We start from the raw sequence: 19,173 nt of genomic DNA, 5'->3' as shown, positions 1-19,173 counted from the left end.
GAGAGGTCGCCTTTTTTTTACCGGGGTATAGCGCAGTCCGGTAGCGCGCCTGCTTTGGGAGCAGGATGTCAGGAGTTCGAATCCCCTTACCCCGACCATATTAAAAATCCTCGTATCGAAAGATACGGGGATTTTTTTTGTGCGCGGAATCCTGGCCGCACCACAAAACAAGTGTGGGAGCGGGCTTGCTCGCGAAAGTGGTGTGTCAGTCAGTACATCTGGCACTGAACCACCGCTTTCGCGAGCAAGCCCGCTCCCACACTAACCGAGTCCTATCCGGGAACGTCCTGTCAGTGCAGTTTCAGGCGCGGCTCAGTGCCTCGCCCGATCTTGCTCCCCAGCATCAGCATCGCTGTGCGGAAGAAGCCATACAGCGCCATTTGGTGCATGCGGTACAGCGACACATAAAACATCCGCGCCAGCCAGCCTTCCAGCATCACGCTGCCGGTCAGGTTACCCATCAAGTTACCCACAGCCGAAAAACGCGACAGCGAAATCAGCGAGCCATAGTCGGTGTACTTATACGACGGCAGCTCCTTGCCCTCGATCCGCAGTTTCAGCGACTTGGCCAGCAACGACGCCTGTTGGTGAGCCGCTTGGGCCCGTGGCGGCACATTGCGGTCGGTGCCGGGTTGCGGGCAGGCGGCGCAGTCACCGAAAGCGAAGATATTTTCGTCGCGAGTGGTTTGCAGGGTCGGCAGCACTTGCAGTTGGTTGATGCGGTTGGTTTCCAGGCCATCAATGTCCTTGAGGAACCCTGGCGCACGAATGCCGGCGGCCCAGACCTTGAGGCTGGCCGGAATCACTTGGCCGCTGCTGGTGATAAGGGCGTCGGCCGTCACTTCACTCACGGCGGAGTTGGTCAGGACGGTCACCCCAAGTTTCTCCAGGGTTTTATGCACAGGTCCGCCAATACGCTCCGGCAGGGCGGGCAACACCCGTGGGCCGGCTTCGATCAGGGTGATGTGCATGTTTTCCGGCTTGATCTTGTCCAGGCCATAGGCAGCCAGCTCATGGGCGGCGTTATGCAGTTCAGCGGCCAGCTCGACCCCGGTGGCACCGGCGCCGACGATGGCGACGCTGATCTGCTCCACCACATCCGTCTGCCCGGCGTGGGCGCGCAGATAGTGATTGAGCAACTGCTGATGGAAACGCTCAGCCTGCTTGCGGGTGTCGAGGAACAGGCAGTGTTGCGCCGCGCCCTCGGTGCCGAAGTCATTGGTGGTGCTGCCGACGGCGATCACCAGGCTGTCGTAGTCCAGCACCCGCGCGGGTACCAGTTCGCGGCCTTCTTCGTCGAGAGTGGCGGCCAGCTGGATTTTTTTCTGCTCGCGATCAAGCCCGCTCATGCGCCCCAGTTGGAACTCGAAGTGGTTCCATTTTGCCTGGGCAACATAATTGAGTTCGTCTTCCGAAGAGTTCAGCGAGCCCGCCGCCACTTCGTGGAGCAGGGGTTTCCAGATGTGGGTGAGGTTGGCGTCCACCAGCGTGATGCTGGCGGTGCCGCGCTTGCCCAGAGTCTTACCCAGGCGGGTAGCCAACTCCAGGCCGCCGGCGCCGCCGCCGACGATAATAATACGATGGGTCATGGGGATATCTCGCAAGGCTAAAAGAAATCGGTGCGGTTACCCGAGCGAGCGCAAGGCAGCTCATAGCGTCAGGTAACTCAAAAGGCGGCTCAGCAAACCCAGGCCGATCACTGCAACCAGCACCACGGCAAGGAGCAGCCAGGGCCGGAAAGGCTTGCGCTCGACTTGGTTCTGGGACAGTTGCAGGTACTCTTCGACATGCTGTTGGTCGTCGGGGTTCAGGCGGCTGGTCATAAAGGCCTCGTCAGGTAGACGTAGCTAAAGGGCGCCACGTTACAGTCAGGTGATTGGCGGCATTGCCAGAAGCATAGCCGCTGACCCGATCACAGGCTGATGCCCACATCAAACACTGTGCTGCGCCCCAGATTGTTGCGCAAGAAGTCCGGTGCGTCCGGATGCGCGAACAGCACACGGGCAAACGTCGGGCCCACGAGGGACAGCGAGCGCCAGCCCTGGCGCAGGTACTCGGTGGGAGGCGGGAAATGACTGTTGAGGTCCAGTACTTCGCGCTTGAGGCTGGCGAAGGCAATGAGGTCCAGCTCCCCCAGGTCCATCCCGCGTTCTTTATAGTTGTGGGCCTTCTTGCGCAGGGTGGGCGCCAGGCGCAACAGGAATTCGTGGGCGGGAATGCGCCGGGGCTTGGCTTCTCGCCGAACCAGTTGGCTCAGGGAGAACGCGCTGCGCCGCCGCAGCAGTTCGTCGCGCCATTCATCGTTCAGGCGCCGGCCTTCATCGAGTACGAAAAACACTTCGAAACTGGCGTCGCGAAACAACACGTCCGGCGGCTCTTGCCCGGCGGCGTGGAATTCTTCAGCGCGGTAGGGCACGTTCAAGCCTTGTAGCAGGCGCTGGCAGACCCATCGCTCACGCTCCCATTTGCGGGCATTGGACAGGAACGCGTTGGCTTGTTCGGCCGCTACGGTGAGCAGGCGCAAATAATCTGAGTCATCCATGTCACCAGCTTAGCGTCCAAATGATGACCGCAGGAAGTCCCGCGTCAAAAGGTCGGTGTAGACTGGCCATTCGACAGTTTCCCGTGGCATGAGGAGTATGCAGTGAAGTTTTTTGTGGTGCTGTTTTTGAGTCTTTTGCCCGTATGGGCCCAGGCCGTCGAAGTGGGTGAGCGTGTTGCCCCCTGGACCTTGCTTGACCAGTTCGACCAGGCCTACACCCTGGATGACCAGGCGCAAATCTTGCTGGTGGCGCGCAGCATGGACGCCGCCAAAATCGTGGACGCGGCGCTGCAGGGTCAGCCCAAGGGTTATCTGGAAGCACGGCACACGGTGTTTCTCGCCGATATCCAGCGTATGCCCCGGCTGATTGCGAAGATGTTCGCGGTACCGGCCATGCAGGCCTACAACTATCGCGTCATGCTCGACCGTGATGCCCGTGTAACCCCGCGCTATCCAGTACCTGTGGATAAAGTGCTGTGGCTGCAACTGGATCACGGGAAGTTGGTGGCGCAGCACGAATACGATTCCGCCGCTGAACTGCGCCAGGCCCTGGAGCAGGTGCAGCCGTGATCAGCGCAGCGGTGCTGGCGCCGGAAACCCTCAGTATCGGCTGGCTGCTGTATGCGCCGGTGGTGATGTGGGCGCTCCTGCGTTCGCCCTGGGTCGAGCTGTTTGCCGACCGGCGGCGCCAGCACTTGCTGTTTGGCACAGTGTTCGCGCTGTTTATGTTGTGGCTGGTACGCCGGGATTTCGATACAGGGGTGTCCTACCACTTCATCGGCATGACCGCCGTGACCTTGCTGCTTGATTGGCCCCTGGCGATCGTCGGTGGTTTTGCCGCACAGCTTGGCCTGGTGTTGCTTGGTCGCCAGGACCTGGCGGCCGTCGGCATCAACGGCATGCTGCTGGTTCTGTTGCCGGTGCTGGTCACCGAAGGTTGTGCGCTGCTGGTGGAGCGGGCGAAGCCACGCAATCCCTTTGTGTATATCTTCTGTTCGGGTTTTTTCGCCGCCGCGCTGTCGGCCTTGCTGTGCTTGCTGGCGGGCCTGGGTTTGCTGTGGTTCGACGGCCGTTTCGCGATGCCGGAGTGGATCGAGGATTTCGTCGGCTACCTATGGCTGATCATTTTCCCCGAGGCCTTTATCAACGGTATGGTGATCAGCGCTCTGGTGGTGTTTTGCCCTGAGTGGCTGGAGACATTCAACCGCACCCGCTACCTCTCGGCGCCGTGGAAGGATGACGATCCGCGGCCTTGATCCAGGTCAAATGCCGCACACGCCAGTGGTCGCATGCTCTGCAAAATTTCCAGGAGCACGGAATCATGAGTGTGTACGAGTGGGCACGGCAGGAGTTACGCAGAAGCCAGGACGCGGCGCAGGAAATCGGCTTTGACCCGGGCTTGACCCTGCGCGCCATGCTCAGTGCGGTGGTGCAGCAGAGCAAGGGCGTGCGCAGTTTTGAAGACCTGGCCGACGAGCTGCAATACCTTGCAGAGAATCTCGACGACCAGCAGGACTATGGCTTTATGCGGCCTTAGTGTTTGGGCTGAAAATCTTCGGAGAACAGTTCGTCCTCGGCGTCCGGGCTGACCGGGATCTTGTGTTCTTCCGACGCCCAGGCGCCCAGGTCGATCAGTTTGCAACGGTCCGAGCAGAACGGGCGGTTGGGGTTTTCCGCTTTCCATTCCACGGGTGCGCCGCAGGTTGGGCATTCGACGGTCAAGGGTTGGCTCATGATCGGCCTCCACGCAAAGTAAGGTAAAAGTGGTGCAGTCGCTCGACCTCGGCATGCAGCCGGGCCAAGTCCTGGTCATTGACCAGTACGTCATCGGCATGGCGCAGGCGATCTTCGCGGGTGGCCTGGGCCTTGAGAATCGCCTGTACCTGATCTTCGCTGATGCCATCGCGCTGCAGGGTACGCTGAATCTGCAACGATTGCGGCACGTCGATCACCAGCACCCGCTGGGTCATGGTGTACTGGCCGGACTCGATCAGTAACGGTGACACCAGAATCGCGTAAGGCGATTTGGCACGCGCCAGGTGGCTGCGAATCTCCTCGGCGATCAGCGGGTGCAGCAGCGCCTCCAGCCAGAGGCGCTCGCCGGGCACTTCGAAGATCAGCTTGCGCAACGCCCCGCGGTCCAGTTGCCCGTCGGGTCGCAGCACGCTCGGACCGAAGTGCTCGGCAATCTGCGCCAGGGCCGGGCGCCCAGGTTCGACGACCCAGCGCGCGGCGTGGTCGGCGTCGATCAAGTCCACGCCAAGCCGTACGAAGTGTTCGGCTGCCGCGCTTTTGCCACTGCCGATGCCGCCAGTGAGGCCAAGAATCCAGGGTGTTGCAACAGGAGTGGTCATCTGAAACCGACAGACTGCAAATAGAAGTCGGTTATTTGACCACCCCAGAGCAATGCAATCCAGCCGGCAATTGCCAGATACGGACCAAAAGGCATTGGAACCGATACTTGGGATTTGCGCAGGCGCAATAGAATCAGGCCTCCCATCACGCCCACCAGGGACGACAGCAGCAGCGTCATCGGCAGGATCTGCCAGCCGCCCCAGGCGCCGAGCATGGCGAGCAGCTTGAAATCCCCGTAACCCATTCCATCCTTGCCGGTGATCAGCTTGAACAGCCAGAACACCGACCACAGGCTCATGTAGCCGGCTACCGCGCCCCACAGCGCATCGGGCAATGACACAAAAGCGCCAAAGCTGTTGAGGATCAGGCCCAGCCATAGCAACGGCAGCACCAGCACGTCCGGCAGCAACTGGTGGTCTACGTCGATCAGGCTCATCGCCAACAAGCCCCAGCTAAACACCATTGCCGCGCCGGCCGCCCAGCCAAAACCGAAATGCCAGGCGACAACCGCCGAGATCAACCCGCACGCCAACTCGGTGAGCGGATAACGTGCGCCGATAGGTTGATGGCAACTCGAGCAGCGCCCCTTGAGCAGCATGTAGCTGAGCAGCGGAATATTCTCCCAGGGGCGAATCGGGTGATTGCAGTGTGGGCAACAGGAGTTGGGGCGCATCAGGTTATAGGGCGCCGCGATGGGCTCGGCGGGAAGGCCAAGGACTTCATGGGCCTGGGCTCGCCATTCGCGTTCCAGCATTTTCGGCAGGCGCCATACCAGCACGTTGAGGAAACTGCCGACAATCAGGCCCAGCACCAGCGCGCCAGATACAAACACCCAGGGTTGATAAACAAGAATCTCAGTCAGTGGTGTGCTCAAAAGGCTGTACCGAGTTGAAAGATCGGCAGGTACATGGCGAGCACCAATGCCCCGACGATGCCCCCGAGTACCACCATGATCAGCGGCTCCATCAGGCTGGTGAGGTTGTCCACCAGGTTGTCGACGTCGGCCTCGTAGTGGCTGGCTACTTTTTCCAGCATGTTGTCGAGGGTGCCCGACTCCTCGCCGATCGCGGTCATCTGGATCGCCATGCCTGGAAACAGGCCGCTTACGGCCATGGATTCATTCAGTTGTGTCCCGGTGGATACGTCGTGCCGCATACGATTGATTGCCTGTTTGAACAGTCCATTACCCGTAGCGCCGGCCACGGAATCCAATGCTTGCACCAAGGGTACGCCAGCTGCAAAGGTGGTCGAGAGCGTGCGGGCGTAGCGGGCGATCGCCGATTTTTTCAGCAGTGTGCCTGCCACCGGGGCTTTCAACAAACGGGCATCGAGCCAGTGGCGAAAGCCTGTTGACGAGCGATAGGCTTTGCGCAGTCCGGCGAAACCGGTACCCGCGACCAAAATCAGTACCCACCAGTTGTGCTGCATGAACTCCGACAAGCTGATGACCCCCAGGGTGAAGCCCGGTAGCTGCGCATCCACACCGGCAAACAGGCCCTGGAACTGTGGCACAACGTGAATCAGCAAAATCGCACTGACAAGGGTGGCGACTGCCAGCACCGTCATGGGATAGGTCATTGCCTTTTTGATTCTGGCTTTCAGTTGCTCGCTTTTTTCCTGGTGGGTGGCGACTCGTTCCAGTAGCGCTTCGAGTGCCCCCGCCTGCTCCCCCGCTGCAATCAGGTTGCAGTACAGCTCATCGAAGCAGCGTGGCTGTTTCTGCAGGGCGATAGCCAGGCTACTGCCGGCGGCGATGTCCTGTTTCAGGCTCTGTACCAGCGCCCGCATATGACGGTTTTCGAAGCCATCGGCGATGATATCCAGTGCTTGTAAAAGCGCAATGCCGGCCTTCAACAGCGTTGCCAACTGGCGGGTGAAGAGGGCGATGTCCGCAGGCTTGACCAACGGAGCGAGTCTCGGCCAACCCGCGGATTTTTTGCGTACGCGGCCCGGATTAATGCCCTGTTGGCGCAGCAGTGCCTTGATCAATGCAGGATTGTGACCGCTGGTTTCTCCAGATACCTTGCGCCCTTTGCGGTTGACGCCTTCCCAGGCATAGATCGCTGAAACATCATTCATTTCGCAGTTCCGCACACAGACAGTGGAAGATTTATAGCTTAGTCAGGTGACGGATTCGGGCAGGGCCGCCTTGAGCGAAAAAATGTCAGTTTGTGCGTCTTGTTCAGCATTGGCTGCGCGGGGGTGAGTACACTGGCGCGGTTGCCGAGACGGGGTGCAGGATGCGCCTCGCGATAGGTTTTATTCTGGAGAGTGAATGTGATGCGTCAGAAAGGTTTTACCTTGATCGAATTATTGATCGTCGTGGCAATTATCGGAATTTTGGCCACCATCGGCCTGCCCATGTACACCAAGCACCAGGCCAAGGCCAAGTTCACCGCTGGGCTGGCCGAGGTCTCCGCGTTGAAGGCGGGCTTTGAAGACACACTGAACCAAGGTACGCCACCAACCCTGGTGTTGATTGGCGGGACCAGCCCAACGGCCAACTGCAGGATTGACGTGACCGGCGACATCGCCACCGGCGCTGGCACGATTGCCTGTGAAATCCTCGACGCACCCGCGCCGGTCCTGGGCAAAGTCATCACCTTGACCCGTAGTGCGACGTCTGGCTGGAAGTGCACCACCACGGCAGAAGACCAATACGCTGCCAAAGGTTGTACTTCCGGCGGCGCCTGATCCGAAGGTCGTCTACTGTTTACGCAGCAATGGAGAGCGTGTGCGTAAACCGCTCTACAGCCACCACAAGGAAGTAGAAATTGCCGATGACGTTGTCTGTTCAGCAGCGAGGGAACACATTCCTTCTCGTGGTGATGTGTCTGTTGACGCTGGCTATCTGCGCGCCGTTCAGTAGTCATGACTGGCAACGTGCAGTGCAGATATCAGTGGCGCTCTGTGCGGTGGTGTATGGGCTCTGCCTGCCGCAGGCAGAGCGATGCGTCGATAGGCCGACAGTGCTCGGGGTGTGGCTGATTGGGTTGGCGGGCCTGGTTTCGGCGCTGTTGGCCCATCAGCCGCTCTGGGCGTTGACCGAACTGGCGCTGCTCATCAGTTGCGGCGCCATTGCCGTGGCTTTCTGCCGGGCCAGGCGCAATGGAGATGAGTCCCTGGACCGCGTCTTGATCCTGTTCGTATTGCTGTTGTGCATGATTAAAAGTGTTCAATATCTGCACGCAGGTGTCCTCGCCTTTACCAGCGGCGAATCAGTTGTAGACCCCGATTTGCTGTTGTCCGGATTTTCCAATAAGCGCTTCTACGGTCAGTTGCAGACCTTCACCCTGCCACTGCTGGCACTTCCCTTGCTGGTTTCAAACGTCGCTCGTCCAGCGCGGGCCGCGGTGTTTGCGTTGCTCTGTGTGTGGTGGCTGATCGCGATCAGCGGTGGTACCCGCGGCACGTGGCTCGGCATGGGCGTTGCGGGCTTCGTCTTGATGTTTTTGGGGCTGCATGGTCGCCGCTGGGTGGTCTGGCAGTTGGCCGCACTGGCCTGCGGTTTGTTGCTGTACTGGCTGGTGTTCAGCGTGTTGGCAAGGTACCTGGGGATTGAAATTTCCAACGCTGCCGTAGACCGACTGACTACCAGTTTGTCCGGGCGTGGACCTATCTGGTGGCAGGCCTGGCACATGATTCTTGAGCGTCCTTGGCTGGGGTTCGGGCCGATGCATTTTGCCGACATCGCCAACGACATTGCCGCTCACCCTCACCAGGCGATTCTGCAGTGGGCCAGCGAATGGGGCGTACCGTCGACGCTGTGCGTGATTGCGCTGGTTGCGTGGGCAGGTTGGGCAACCGTGGGTGTGTTGCGTGAGCGTGCGTTGTCATTGGCGCCCGTGGACCTGCTGCGCCTGTGCCTGTTTGCCTCGTTGATCGGCTCACTGACTCAGGCACAGGTGGATGGAGTGATCGTGATGCCGGTATCGCAACTCTGGCTGGCGCTGGTGGTCGGGTGGCTGATGGCATTGCATGTGTGGCGCATTCCATCGGTCGCCCCGGTACTGGCGTTGTACCGCGTGTGGATGGCAGCGAGTGTCGTAGCCGTGGGCGTGCTGGTATTCGTCGCGATTCGTGACGTGCCCCACCTCACGGAGCGCAGCGAGCACTACATGGGCCTGAGCAACGGTCACCTGCAGCCGCGCTTTTGGGTGCAAGGTGTGATTGCCCTCGAAAAGCAGTGAGTTGCCGGACGTCCAAGGCAGTGCTAGCTTTAGCCCACCGCCCGTGTAGCTCAGCCGGTAGAGCAGCGCACTCGTAACGCGAAGGTCGCAGGTTCGATTCCTGTCTCGGGCACAAAGGCAACACAGTTTTCAGATGATCCCAGAATGGTTCTGAAGGCCAGACGAACCGGTATTCATGCCTGTTCTTTTGTATCTGCGCGACCTTGATGACCCAGATGCATCCCCATTCCTCGATCTAAGAGAACGACATGACCACACAAGAAATGACCCAGGAAGCGCGGCACGAAGCAGCCCTCAAAAAGTACGTCGCGGAGTCGCCGGAACTGCTGGATGAGATCAAGGACCTGAGCGCCGATGATCAAAGGGACCAGATCCAATGGGCATTTGAGGATGAGGCCGAAGCCCAGGGCTTGCAGCCGTGGGAATTGACCCTGAAGTACACCTCCACCCCCGAGGCGTTCGAGGCGGCGCGCCTGGCGTTGCACAAGGAAGCGGCCGAGGTGCTGGGTGTCGACTGGAACGAGTATTGCGGGATGAACAACCTCGCGATCTGATACGAGCTTAATGTGGCGAGGGAGCAAGCTCCCTCGCCACAAAAGCTAGCGCTTACATTTAACGGTGTCTCAGAGACTGAGCCGCATCGACAAATCCACCGCCTTCACATCCTTGGTCATCGCCCCGATGGAGATGTAGTCCACGCCAGTTTCAGCGATGGGCAGCAGGGTGCTTTCGTTGATCCCGCCACTGGCTTCCAGCTTGGCTTTGCCGCCGTTCAGGCGCACCGCTTCGCGCATATCATCGAGGCTCAGCTCATCCAGCATGATGATGTCGGCGCCCGCCGCCAGTGCTTCGCGCAGTTCCTCCAGGCTTTCCACTTCGATTTCCACCGGCTTGCCCGGGGCGATCTTGTGGGCGGCGCTGATGGCCTGGGCAATGCCGCCACAGGCTGCGATATGGTTTTCCTTGATCAGGAACGCGTCGTACAGGCCGATGCGGTGGTTGTGGCAACCGCCGCAGGTCACGGCGTACTTCTGCGCCAGGCGCAGGCCGGGCAGGGTCTTGCGGGTATCCAGCAGCTTGACCTGGGTGGTGGCGACAAAATCCGCCAGGTATTGGGCACGGGTGGCAACGCCTGACAGCAACTGCAGGAAATTCAGCGCGCAACGCTCGCCACTGAGCAGCGAACGGGCCGGGCCTTCGAGGTGAAACAGCACCTGGTTCGGGCTGACGCGCTCACCGTCGCGCACCTGCCAATGCACGGCGACGCGTGGGTCCAGCTGGCGAAACACCGCTTCCACCCAGGCCGTTCCGCTGATGACGGCGGCATCGCGAGTGATGATCGTGGCCTTGGCCAGGCGTTCGGCCGGGATCAGTTGTGCGGTGATATCCCCACTGCCGATGTCTTCCAACAGTGCGCGACGCACGTTGGCTTCGATTTCGGCGGTCAGGTCGGCTAGACGAAGATTGGGCATGACAGGCTCCACAAACAAAGTGCCTGGATTATAGGGGCAGGGCGGGCCTGAACCCAAGGCGACAGGTGCCACTGGCGCTGCTCATTTACCCAGTGATCACAGAGTTTGCTGGCGCAACAACCCTCATTTGCAAGATAATCTCGCGCCTTGCAATTGGCGTCATAGCTTTGACGTCGCCGTGATAGTCTGTTTTTCGCAGTGCTCCGGGGTACTTTGCCCCGTTGCCGCACCGATCTTCACACACTCGAATACCGCCGTTTCAGGAGGCCAGGATGCACAATGACGGGAAGGTGGTGCCGATCAATAAGGCACGGGCGACGCCGTCACCGCTCGCCCGCCTGCCGGTGGTATTGCTCCAGGTCCGTGACAAGGCGGCGCAGCAACTCAGGCAGGGATTGCAGGAGCTGTTTGATAACGCCGACGACACGCTGTTCGAAATGGCCGAAAAGTCCCGCAGCAACGTCGATCACGGCATTTTTTTTGAGGCCATGCGCGACTTGCGCCTCAAGCGCAAGAATTTCGAGCGCGGCTTCATGGAGCAGCTCTACGAGGCGTTTGCCAATCTTGGCAACGTGGAGCGGGGTGAGCTGCAGTTGATTCCGGTGGTGTCCTACGCGGCGGTGCCCGGCGTATCCGGCGATGAGCTGGAAAAAGCCGTTGCCCTTGAGGCCATGCTGGGCAAGGTGCTGCGCCGCGATGGCCTGGCCCTTGGGCAGTTGACGGCGCGTTTGAGTGCGTTGCTCGACAAGCACATGGATGATCGGGACAACCCTCTGGGCCCGGCGATGCTGTGTGCGTTCTTTCTGCAAGCGGGACGCAGCCTTGGCGTAGAAATTCGGGTCAAGCTGATCATCCTCAAGCTGTTTGAAAAATACGTTCTCAGTGACGCTGATCTGTTGTACGGCGAAGCCAATCAATTGCTGATTGCCACCGGCGTATTGCCTGAGCTCAAGGCGGTACCCTCGCGGCGTGCGGTCGCCACCGCCGATTTGCCTGAGGACACCCCACCGACTACCGGCCATCCCGCAGACGATAGCGGGCAGGAAGTCTTCGCGGCGTTGCAGGAATTGCTGACTGCGGTGCGCGGCAGCGTGGCCCCCACCCTTGAGGCCAGCGCCGAGACCCAGCCAATCTCCACCCGTGACCTGCTGCGCCTGCTCTCGCATTTGCAGCAATACGTGCCTGCGCCCGAGGTCGAGGATGACTTCGACCTGCGCAACCAGCTCGAACAATTGCTGACCCGGGTCAGCGTCAAGAGCGGCAAGTCGCGGGTGGTTGAGGACGCCGACGAGGACGTGATCAACCTGATCGCCATGCTCTTCGAGTTCATTCTCGATGACAGCACGGTGCCCGAGTCCCTCAAGGCCCTGATCGCCCGCCTGCAGATTCCGATGTTGAAAGTGGCGGTGCTCGACAAGAGCTTTTTCAGTCACGCCAACCACCCGGCGCGGCGCCTGCTCAATGAAATCGCGGCGGCGGCCATGGGCTGGAGCCAGCGCGACGATTATCAGCGCGACAGCCTGTACCTGCACATCGAGCAGGTAGTGCAGCGGTTATTGAACGATTTTGTGGATGATCCGGCGATCTTTTCCCAGCTCCTGACGGAGTTCACTGCGTTTACCCATGACGAGCGGCGCCGCAGCGAATTGCTGGAGCAACGTACCCGTGATGCGGAGGAGGGGCGCGCCCGTACTGAAATCGCCCGTCAGCGGGTGGCTGAGGCCCTTAATCTGCGGCTGATGGGTAAAGTGCTGCCCGAGGTGGTGGTGCAGTTCCTGCAGCAGGCCTGGAGCCAGGTGCTGTTGCTGGCCTGCCTGAAGCATGGCGAGCGTTCGCCGCAATGGGCGGGCGGGTTGCGCACCATGGATGAGTTGATCTGGAGTGTCGGCCTCAGCGAAGACACCGAAGCGGGTCGGCACTTGCTGGAACAGTTGCCTGAATTGCTCAAGGCCCTGCGCGACGGGCTAAGCGGCGCCGCGTTTGATCCTTTCATCACCCGGGAATTTTTCACGCAGTTGCAGACGCTGCATGTCCTGTCTTTCCGGGGCAATCCAGATGGACAGTCTTTGCTGTCGCAGGTTGAGGTGCGGGAGGCATTCGTCCTCAGCCCTGCAGCACCGGCCGTTTCGGTGAGCCTGCCGGAAGATGACCCCGACCTGCTCAAGGTTCGCCAACTGCGAGTCGGTTGCTGGGTCGAATTCCAGGAAGACGCTGAAAATACCCTGCGCTGCAAGCTGACGGCGATTATTGCGCCCGGCAATACCTGTATTTTCGTCAATCGAACCGGCCTCAAGGTCCTGGAAAAAAGTCCGGTTGAACTGGCATTGGAGTTCAAGCGCGGCGCGGTGCGAACCCTGGATGATGCACTGCTGTTTGACCGTGCCCTGGCCTCGGTGATTGGCAATCTGCGCCAACTTCATCGCGCCAAGTGATCGCAACCGGACAGCGGAACGCGGCATACTGAGGCACCCCAGCCTCGTTCAAGGAACCTGTATGCAGTTGGACCCCGCCAGCGGTTGGTGCCAGGGCATCCGTCATTGCCCTTCGCCCAACTTCAACGAGCGCCCCGGTGGCGAGATTTCCCTGTTGGTGGTGCACAACATCAGCCTGCCACCGGCGCAATTCGCCACCGGCAAGGTGCATGAGTTTTTCCAGAATCGTCTGGATGTCACGGAACATCCCTACTTTGAGGGTATTGCCGACCTACGGGTTTCTGCGCATTTTCTGATTGAGCGTGATGGCGCGGTGACGCAATTTGTTTCGTGCCTGGACCGTGCCTGGCACGCCGGCGTATCGAGCTTCGAGGGCCGTGAAACGTGTAACGACTTTTCCCTGGGAATTGAGCTGGAAGGTACTGATGACCTGCCTTTCACCGATGCTCAGTATCAATCCCTGATCGCCCTGACGCGCCAGTTGCTGGCGGTGTACACGGGCATTACCCGCCAGCGCATTTGTGGCCATAGCGATATCGCCCCGGGACGCAAGACCGATCCCGGACCCGCTTTTGATTGGGCGCGCTTTCGCAGCGCCTTGCAGGATGGAGGACACGCACAATGAGTTTTCTGGTGTTGGTGTTGGCGGTATGGATCGAGAAATTCTCGGCCCTGCGCCAGCGTATACAACGTGATGGTGGTTGGCTGCGGGAGCTGGCCAAGCTGGAATCAAGCGCCAGCCTGGGCAAACGACCATGGCTGATTCTCGCGCTGCTGGTGCTGCTGCCGGTGGCGTTGCTCGCGCTGTTGCTGTTGGTGCTGGAACCGGTGGCTTATGGATTGTTGGCGCTGCCGGTGCATTTGCTGGTGGTGATCTACAGCCTGGGCCGTGGCGATCTACTGGCCGGATTGGGTCCGTTCCGTGATGCCTGGCGCCGGAGTGACCTGCAAGCGGCCGAACATGTGGCCGAGCGCGACTTGAGCATCAGCGCCGACAGTGGCGAGCAACTGCTGGAGTGGGTCCAGGGCCATCTGTTATGGCAGGCCTACCAAAGCTTCTTCGCGGTGATTTTCTGGTACTTCCTCCTCGGGCCGGTGGCTGCCTTGGCCTACCGGTTGCTGGCGCTGGCGACCGAGCACAGCCAGAACCCGTTAGTGGCCGAGCGTGCCGGGCAATTGCGCCATGCATTCGACTGGTTGCCGGTACGCCTGTTGGCGGCGAGTTTTGCCCTGGTAGGCAACTTTGTGGCGGTCGGCCGGGTGATGTTGCATGAGTTGTTGAGCTGGGACATCAGCGCGGCGCAACTGGTAGAAAAGGTGGGCCTGGTGGCCGCTGAAATCCCGCCGCCGGTGGTGGGACCTGACGGTATCAACAGCCTCGACCGTATCTGGGAATTGCTGCTGCGCGCCGCCGTGCTGTGGTACGCCGGCTTTGCCATCTGGACTGTGCTGCCCTGATCCACACCGGCAGGGGCGAGCAACTCGCTCCTGCCGTTAACCTTAAGTTACAAACCTCCTTTTCGAATTGAGCTATACAGACAGAGCGCCAAATAGTGGCTATCTGCCGCCGCCCTGCGCCCTCAATAAAAATAAAAGAAAAGGGAGTTCACCTGTGAAGAGCTTGCTCTATCCCGCCGTCGCGTTCATGAACCGCCTGACCTTCGGCATGAAGTTCAGCCTTATCAGCGTGCTGTTCCTGTTGCCGATGCTGGCCACCAACTATTACCTGGTGCGCGACTCCTGGCGTGAATTCCAGGGCACCCGTGTCGAGCTGCAAAGCCTCGACCTGCTGGGCAGCAGCCTGGCCCTGCGCCGCGACCTGGAAACCCTGAACAACCAGGTCCAGATCAACGCAACCCTCGGCCAATCAGGCAAAGCCGGTGATATAGAAAGCCAGATCGTCGCCCTGGAAGAGAACCTGCTGCAGCGCCTGCAAGGCTTCCACGCCCTGTCTGCCGACCCCGAGCAAGCCGCCGCCTTCGAAGCCAAGCGCGATGAAATGATCGCCGCCTTCAAGGCCCAGCAACAGGAAACCTCGCTGCTCAGCAAAAGCGCGCTGATCGGCAAGCTCCTCAACCAGGCGCAGATGCTCAGCCAAATCATCGCCAGTCAGTCGGGCTTGAGCCGCGACCCTCAGGGCGACCTGCGCCAACTCAGCGAACTGATCACCAGCGTCACCCCGCACGTCACCCAAACCCTGGGCGAAGGCCGGGCAATGGGCGCTTATTCGTTGGGTCAGGGCTTTCTCAACTCGTCCTCCAGCACTCGCTTTGACGAATTACTGCAGCAACTGGAAAAACTCCAGGCCGAATACGGGCTGAAACTGCAAGATGCCCTCGGCTCCAGCAAGCCCGCCCACGCAGCCTTGGCGAGCCTGGCCGATGCGAGCAAGGCGAGCCTCAAGCAAGGCAGTGAGCTGTTCGAAGAGCAGGTCGTCGTGGCCGAAACCCTCGACGCTCCATGGCAAGGCTTCTACGACGAAGTCAGCAATTTGATGGCCAAGACCTATCAACTTGACGACGCCACCCTGACCTTTCTTGAGCAGCAACTGGAGCAACGCCTGTCAGAAAACCGCACGCACATGATCGGGTTGGTGGCGGCCCTGGCGTCGGTGTTTTTGCTGATCTTCTATTTGTACGCCGGTTTCTACGCCTCCACCCGCACCACCTTGCGCCGCCTGGGGGCGACGATGGACAAGGTGGCGGCCGGTGACATGACCGTTACCTTCATTGCCCACAGCCGCGACGAACTGGGGGATTTGGGTCAGGTGTTCAACGCCACCGTGGCCAAAATCCATGACCTGATCGAGCGGGTAGGGCACACCGTCAACCAGGTCGAACACCAGGCCGGGCAAGTGGAATCGGTCTCGGCCAGCAGCAATCAGGCCGTGTCCGGCCAGCGCAGCCAGATCGAGCAAGTGGCAACTGCCATGAACCAGATGTCATCCACCGCCCAGGAAGTGGCTCGCAGTGCAGCGGCGGCGGTCAGCAGTGCCCACAGCGTCAACGATGAAACTGTCAGCGGCCGCGGCCTGGTGCAGTCCCAGCAAGGCAGCATCGCGGCGTTGGCCTCGGAGATCGATCAATCGGTGCGGGTGATCAACCAGTTGGCCATCGACAGCCAATCCATCAGTCGCGTGCTGGAAGTGATCAAGAGCATCGCCGAACAGACCAATTTGCTGGCGCTGAATGCCGCCATTGAGGCCGCGCGTGCCGGTGAGCAAGGACGCGGTTTCGCCGTGGTAGCCGATGAGGTGCGCACTTTGGCCCGGCGTACTCAGCACTCCACCGAGGAAATCGAGCAGATGATTGCCAAGCTCCACAGTGGCGTCGGCGCAGCGGTGAAGGCCATGGGCACCAGCCACGAGATGGCCAATGGCACGGTGGGGCAGTCGGAGAAAGTCCAGCAGGCCCTGGAAAATATCCTCGGCGCGGTAGGCATGATCGTCGACCAGAACCAGCAGATTGCCGCCGCCGTCGAGCAGCAGACTGCCGTGGCCCATGATATCGATCAGAACATCGTCGAGATCAACCGTGCGGGAGAGCATGCGGCGCAGGGCGCGCACCAGACCGAAGAGGCCAGCCGGCAGTTGTCCTTGCAAGTGATCGAGCTGAAGCAGTTGATCGGTGCCTTTCGAGTGTGAGGGCTGGCCGTAGGATTACTTCTTGGATGGCGTAGCATTTGTCTTGTTTTTGGCGTTGATCTTTTCCCGCTGTCAAAATGGGTGAGAATTTGTCTGATCCATTTACGCGGAGGTTCGGTGATGACCGCTGCAATTGTCGGTGTCAGAGGGCATTGCGTCCTTTGCGATATGTCCTTTGAGCTCAAGCCCTGGCAGCTCAATGCCATTGCTATCCATGAACCCTTTGAGTGCCCGTATTGCCACAAAGGCGTGGAACCGAGTTGCCCCAAGCAGTTGAAGCAGTTCAAGTCTCTGGACAACCTTGGCCTGTTGCGTCCGAGCATGATCGTGCTGACCAGCGTGGCGCTGCTGGTGGCGTTGGTAGCCGAGTGGATAGGGCTGATCAGCGTGACCGGGCAGCTCAATGTCTCGCTGATGGCGGTGCTGATTTACTGCCTGACCTTGCGATACGCCCGTCACCGGCAGCGGATGACGCTGACGCTGCGGGAGGTAAAAGGCCTACCAGTTAAACAGCTCGCAGGCATTGTGGGTACTCGCCTCGGCCAACGTTGATGGGCTGATGCCCATGCGCTCCGCCAGGGCGGCACAGATGTCTGACAGATGTTCAGGGCTGTTGCGCTGGCCGGGGTACATGACGGGCGCCATGTCTGGTGAGTCGGTTTCCAGCACCACGCTTTCCAGCGGCAGTCGCGCGATCACCTTGTGCATGCGCAGGGCTTGCGGCCACGTCGCCGCGCCGCCCAGGCCCAGTTTGAAACCGAGCTTGATGTACTCGCGGGCCTCTTCCTGGCTGCCGGCAAACGCGTGGATGATGCCGCCCCGTGGCAGACGAATGCGCTTGAGGGTGGCGATCACGGCGGCGTGGCTGCGGCGCACATGCAGCAGGGCCGGCAGCTGGAAATCCACTGCCAGCTTCAGTTGGGCTTCAAACAGGCGTTGCTGGCGTTCGCGGTCCAGCTGTTCGAGGAAGTAATCCAGGCCGATTTCGCCCACTGCGCACAGTTGCCGGTGGCCGTTCAGGCGGGTGAGCCAGTCGCCCAGTTCCGTCAGGTCGGCGGGGCGATGGTCGTCGAGATACACCGGGTGCAGGCCGAAGGCGGCGAATAAATCCGCGTCGCTTTGCACCAGGTCCCACAAGCGTTGCCAATTTTGCTGATAGACCCCCAGCACCACCATCCTGCGCACGCCCAACTGGCGACTGCGGTTCAGGACCTCGGCGCGATCAGCGTCGAAGTCCGGAAAGTCCAGATGGGTGTGGCTGTCGGTCAGCTCCACACCGCTTACTCCGAGTGAATCCGCTGCTTGAACGTGCGGCCGATGGCATGCACCCCTGGCGCGTAGTGCTGTTCTTCAACGGCCGCCAGCGCCAGGCGCAGCGCGGTGTCGGCGATCAATTGATGCTGCTGGGCCATGGCGTTCACCGGCAGCGGCAGGAAATCCAGCAACTGCGTGTCGCCAAACGTCCCCAGGCGCAGCGGGCGGGATTTGAGCGGGAAGTCATGCAACGCATCAAACACCCCTTGCAGCAGGACGTAGGACGTCGTCACCAGCGCGTCAGGCAAATGCCCCAGGCTTTGCAGCAATTGCTCCATCAACTGTCGGCCACAATCGCGGCTGAACGACTCGCCTTGTTCGATCAGCACTTCACCGTTGAAGTCTTTCAGCGCTTCCTTGAAACCAGTGGCACGCTCCTGACTGATGCTCAGCTCTGGCCGGGCGCCGATCAACACGATCTGCTTGGGCAGCGGTTGCAGCAGGCTGCTGGTCAATTGCTGGCAGGCCTGGCGATCATCACTGACCACCGAGCAAAACTGCGTAGACTCCATGACCCGGTCGATGGCGATCACCGGCAGGCCCTTGGCTTGCAGCTCGCGGTAGCTGTCATCGCTGGCCGGCAGGCAGCTGGCCACAAACAACGCATCGCAACGGCGGGCGCGGAACAGTTGCAGCAATTGCCGTTCACTGTTGGCGTCGTCATCGGAACTGGCGATCAGCAGTTGATAGCCACGCGCCCGGGCGCCTTGCTCCAGGAGCTTGGCGATACGTGCGTAACTGGGGTTTTCCAGGTCTGGCAGGATAAAACCCAGGGTACGGGTATGCCGGCTGCGCAGCCCGGCGGCCTGGGGGTTGGGCGTAAAGCCATGTTCTTCAACCACGGCACGCACCCGTTCGACGGTTGCGCTGCTGATCCGTTGCTGTTCGGCCTTGCCATTGATGACGTAGCTGGCGGTGGTCACAGACACACCGGCAATGCGCGCGATATCACTGAGTTTCAAACCGGGATTTCCTTGTTTTTTAGAGCTTGCCCCGACACTTTGTCCAATCGTAACCGATTACTGCAGACGACCATTGTCGCAACTCAACAGCCGAGTGGCGCTTCAATCATGGGAAATTAACGCGTAATCTGCCATAAATTCTAGATTAAACGTTTCAGCAAGCGTATTTTTACGATTATCGCGACGAACGTGGTCCTGCCAACTGACCACTCAGTCAATTTTTTCGAACGCATTTGCACTGATTTATTCAAAATAATACCTAG

Annotated in this window: 21 protein-coding genes, 2 tRNA genes and 1 pseudogene; 14 read left to right on the top strand and 10 right to left on the bottom strand. The window is 60.2% G+C overall.

Features of this window, described 5'->3' with window-relative positions; all coding sequences use genetic code 11:
- Window positions 1-21: 21 nt before the first annotated feature.
- Window positions 22-98 (top strand) — tRNA-Pro (locus tag JFU58_RS07405).
- Between the two features lie 192 nt (window positions 99-290).
- Here the strand turns inward: JFU58_RS07405 and JFU58_RS07400 are convergent.
- From JFU58_RS07400 to JFU58_RS07390, 3 genes are all read right to left on the bottom strand, one after another.
- Window positions 291-1,589 carry an NAD(P)/FAD-dependent oxidoreductase gene (locus JFU58_RS07400; RefSeq protein WP_093204951.1) on the bottom strand — a complete coding sequence of 433 codons (1,299 nt, stop codon included), beginning with the start codon at window positions 1,587-1,589 and terminating at the stop codon, window positions 291-293.
- A gap of 60 nt (window positions 1,590-1,649) precedes the next feature.
- The gene (locus JFU58_RS07395) at window positions 1,650-1,823 is read right to left on the bottom strand and encodes a DUF3094 family protein (protein ID WP_010174986.1); all 174 of its coding nucleotides are present in this window, start codon (window positions 1,821-1,823) and stop codon (window positions 1,650-1,652) included.
- 89 nt (window positions 1,824-1,912) lie between these two features.
- Window positions 1,913-2,542: a DUF1780 domain-containing protein gene (locus tag JFU58_RS07390; protein WP_201140153.1), complete on the bottom strand. Its 630-nt coding sequence runs from the start codon at window positions 2,540-2,542 to the stop codon at window positions 1,913-1,915.
- A gap of 102 nt (window positions 2,543-2,644) precedes the next feature.
- Between JFU58_RS07390 and JFU58_RS07385 the strand changes: the two genes are divergently transcribed.
- The 3 genes from JFU58_RS07385 to JFU58_RS07375 all read left to right on the top strand — a co-directional run bounded on the left by JFU58_RS07385 (window position 2,645) and on the right by JFU58_RS07375 (window position 4,079).
- A complete protein-coding gene (locus tag JFU58_RS07385; RefSeq protein ID WP_017477791.1) occupies window positions 2,645-3,112 on the top strand; it encodes a hypothetical protein in 468 nt (155 codons plus the stop codon).
- Window positions 3,109-3,798, top strand: a complete 690-nt coding sequence (locus tag JFU58_RS07380) for an energy-coupling factor ABC transporter permease (protein WP_063027054.1) — start codon at window positions 3,109-3,111, stop codon at window positions 3,796-3,798. Before JFU58_RS07385 ends, JFU58_RS07380 begins: the two co-directional genes overlap by 4 nt.
- 65 nt (window positions 3,799-3,863) lie before the next feature.
- Complete coding sequence (locus JFU58_RS07375) at window positions 3,864-4,079, top strand: hypothetical protein (protein ID WP_003215917.1); 216 nt, start codon at window positions 3,864-3,866, stop codon at window positions 4,077-4,079.
- Here the strand turns inward: JFU58_RS07375 and yacG are convergent.
- From yacG to JFU58_RS07355, 4 genes are read right to left on the bottom strand one after another with little or no spacing between them, the layout of a single operon-like run.
- Complete coding sequence (gene yacG, locus JFU58_RS07370; protein ID WP_063027056.1) at window positions 4,076-4,276, bottom strand: DNA gyrase inhibitor YacG; 201 nt, start codon at window positions 4,274-4,276, stop codon at window positions 4,076-4,078. The genes JFU58_RS07375 and yacG overlap by 4 nt on opposite strands.
- Window positions 4,273-4,896 carry a dephospho-CoA kinase gene (coaE, locus tag JFU58_RS07365; protein WP_017477788.1) on the bottom strand — a complete coding sequence of 208 codons (624 nt, stop codon included), beginning with the start codon at window positions 4,894-4,896 and terminating at the stop codon, window positions 4,273-4,275. The genes yacG and coaE overlap by 4 nt, the downstream gene beginning before the upstream one ends.
- On the bottom strand, window positions 4,893-5,771 hold the full coding sequence (locus tag JFU58_RS07360; protein WP_373568946.1) for a prepilin peptidase: 879 nt from the start codon (window positions 5,769-5,771) through the stop codon (window positions 4,893-4,895). Before JFU58_RS07360 ends, coaE begins: the two co-directional genes overlap by 4 nt.
- On the bottom strand, window positions 5,768-6,976 hold the full coding sequence (locus JFU58_RS07355; protein ID WP_177026196.1) for a type II secretion system F family protein: 1,209 nt from the start codon (window positions 6,974-6,976) through the stop codon (window positions 5,768-5,770). Before JFU58_RS07355 ends, JFU58_RS07360 begins: the two co-directional genes overlap by 4 nt.
- Before the next feature lie 201 nt (window positions 6,977-7,177).
- Here JFU58_RS07355 and JFU58_RS07350 point away from each other — a divergent pair, with 201 nt between their 5' ends.
- From JFU58_RS07350 to JFU58_RS07335, 4 genes are all read left to right on the top strand, one after another.
- A complete protein-coding gene (locus JFU58_RS07350; protein WP_177026195.1) occupies window positions 7,178-7,591 on the top strand; it encodes a pilin in 414 nt (137 codons plus the stop codon).
- An 86-nt stretch (window positions 7,592-7,677) separates the two neighbouring features.
- Window positions 7,678-9,087 (top strand): O-antigen ligase family protein, encoded by a 1,410-nt coding sequence (locus tag JFU58_RS07345; RefSeq protein WP_177070224.1) that lies wholly within the window; start codon window positions 7,678-7,680, stop codon window positions 9,085-9,087.
- A gap of 39 nt (window positions 9,088-9,126) precedes the next feature.
- Window positions 9,127-9,199 (top strand) — tRNA-Thr (locus JFU58_RS07340).
- A gap of 136 nt (window positions 9,200-9,335) precedes the next feature.
- Window positions 9,336-9,641: a DUF6388 family protein gene (locus JFU58_RS07335; RefSeq protein WP_008437299.1), complete on the top strand. Its 306-nt coding sequence runs from the start codon at window positions 9,336-9,338 to the stop codon at window positions 9,639-9,641.
- Between the two features lie 69 nt (window positions 9,642-9,710).
- Here JFU58_RS07335 and nadC read toward each other — a convergent pair whose 3' ends face one another.
- Window positions 9,711-10,559: a carboxylating nicotinate-nucleotide diphosphorylase gene (gene nadC / locus JFU58_RS07330; RefSeq protein ID WP_063027064.1), complete on the bottom strand. Its 849-nt coding sequence runs from the start codon at window positions 10,557-10,559 to the stop codon at window positions 9,711-9,713.
- Window positions 10,560-10,831: 272 nt separating this feature from the next.
- Between nadC and JFU58_RS07325 the strand changes: the two genes are divergently transcribed.
- The 6 genes and pseudogenes from JFU58_RS07325 (at window position 10,832) to JFU58_RS07305 (ending at window position 17,186) form a co-directional block, all read left to right on the top strand.
- Complete coding sequence (locus JFU58_RS07325; protein WP_201140152.1) at window positions 10,832-12,991, top strand: DUF1631 domain-containing protein; 2,160 nt, start codon at window positions 10,832-10,834, stop codon at window positions 12,989-12,991.
- Between the two features lie 61 nt (window positions 12,992-13,052).
- On the top strand, window positions 13,053-13,616 hold the full coding sequence (gene ampD / locus JFU58_RS07320) for a 1,6-anhydro-N-acetylmuramyl-L-alanine amidase AmpD (RefSeq protein WP_017477781.1): 564 nt from the start codon (window positions 13,053-13,055) through the stop codon (window positions 13,614-13,616).
- Entirely contained in the window at window positions 13,613-14,449 is an 837-nt protein-coding gene (gene ampE, locus JFU58_RS07315; RefSeq protein ID WP_201140151.1) for a regulatory signaling modulator protein AmpE, read from the top strand. Before ampD ends, ampE begins: the two co-directional genes overlap by 4 nt.
- 187 nt (window positions 14,450-14,636) lie before the next feature.
- Window positions 14,637-15,728, top strand: a pseudogene (locus tag JFU58_RS32570) (methyl-accepting chemotaxis protein); the annotation flags it as partial.
- Complete coding sequence (locus JFU58_RS32565) at window positions 15,705-16,634, top strand: methyl-accepting chemotaxis protein (RefSeq protein ID WP_371135982.1); 930 nt, start codon at window positions 15,705-15,707, stop codon at window positions 16,632-16,634. The pseudogene JFU58_RS32570 and the gene JFU58_RS32565, both read left to right, overlap by 24 nt.
- 120 nt (window positions 16,635-16,754) lie before the next feature.
- The gene (locus JFU58_RS07305; protein WP_231988826.1) at window positions 16,755-17,186 is read left to right on the top strand and encodes a hypothetical protein; all 432 of its coding nucleotides are present in this window, start codon (window positions 16,755-16,757) and stop codon (window positions 17,184-17,186) included.
- On the opposite strand, the gene JFU58_RS07300 is transcribed toward JFU58_RS07305, so the two are convergent.
- Both JFU58_RS07300 and cra read right to left on the bottom strand, forming a co-directional pair.
- Complete coding sequence (locus JFU58_RS07300; protein WP_093205085.1) at window positions 17,133-17,909, bottom strand: TatD family hydrolase; 777 nt, start codon at window positions 17,907-17,909, stop codon at window positions 17,133-17,135. The genes JFU58_RS07305 and JFU58_RS07300 overlap by 54 nt on opposite strands.
- A gap of 5 nt (window positions 17,910-17,914) precedes the next feature.
- On the bottom strand, window positions 17,915-18,910 hold the full coding sequence (gene cra / locus JFU58_RS07295; RefSeq protein ID WP_063027076.1) for a catabolite repressor/activator: 996 nt from the start codon (window positions 18,908-18,910) through the stop codon (window positions 17,915-17,917).
- Window positions 18,911-19,173 lie beyond the last annotated feature (263 nt).

The sequence above is a fragment of the Pseudomonas sp. TH34 genome, assembly GCF_016650865.1.
GTDB classification, from domain to species: Bacteria; Pseudomonadota; Gammaproteobacteria; order Pseudomonadales; family Pseudomonadaceae; genus Aquipseudomonas; species Aquipseudomonas yamanorum.
This window is presented reverse-complemented; position numbering and strand designations above follow the sequence as displayed.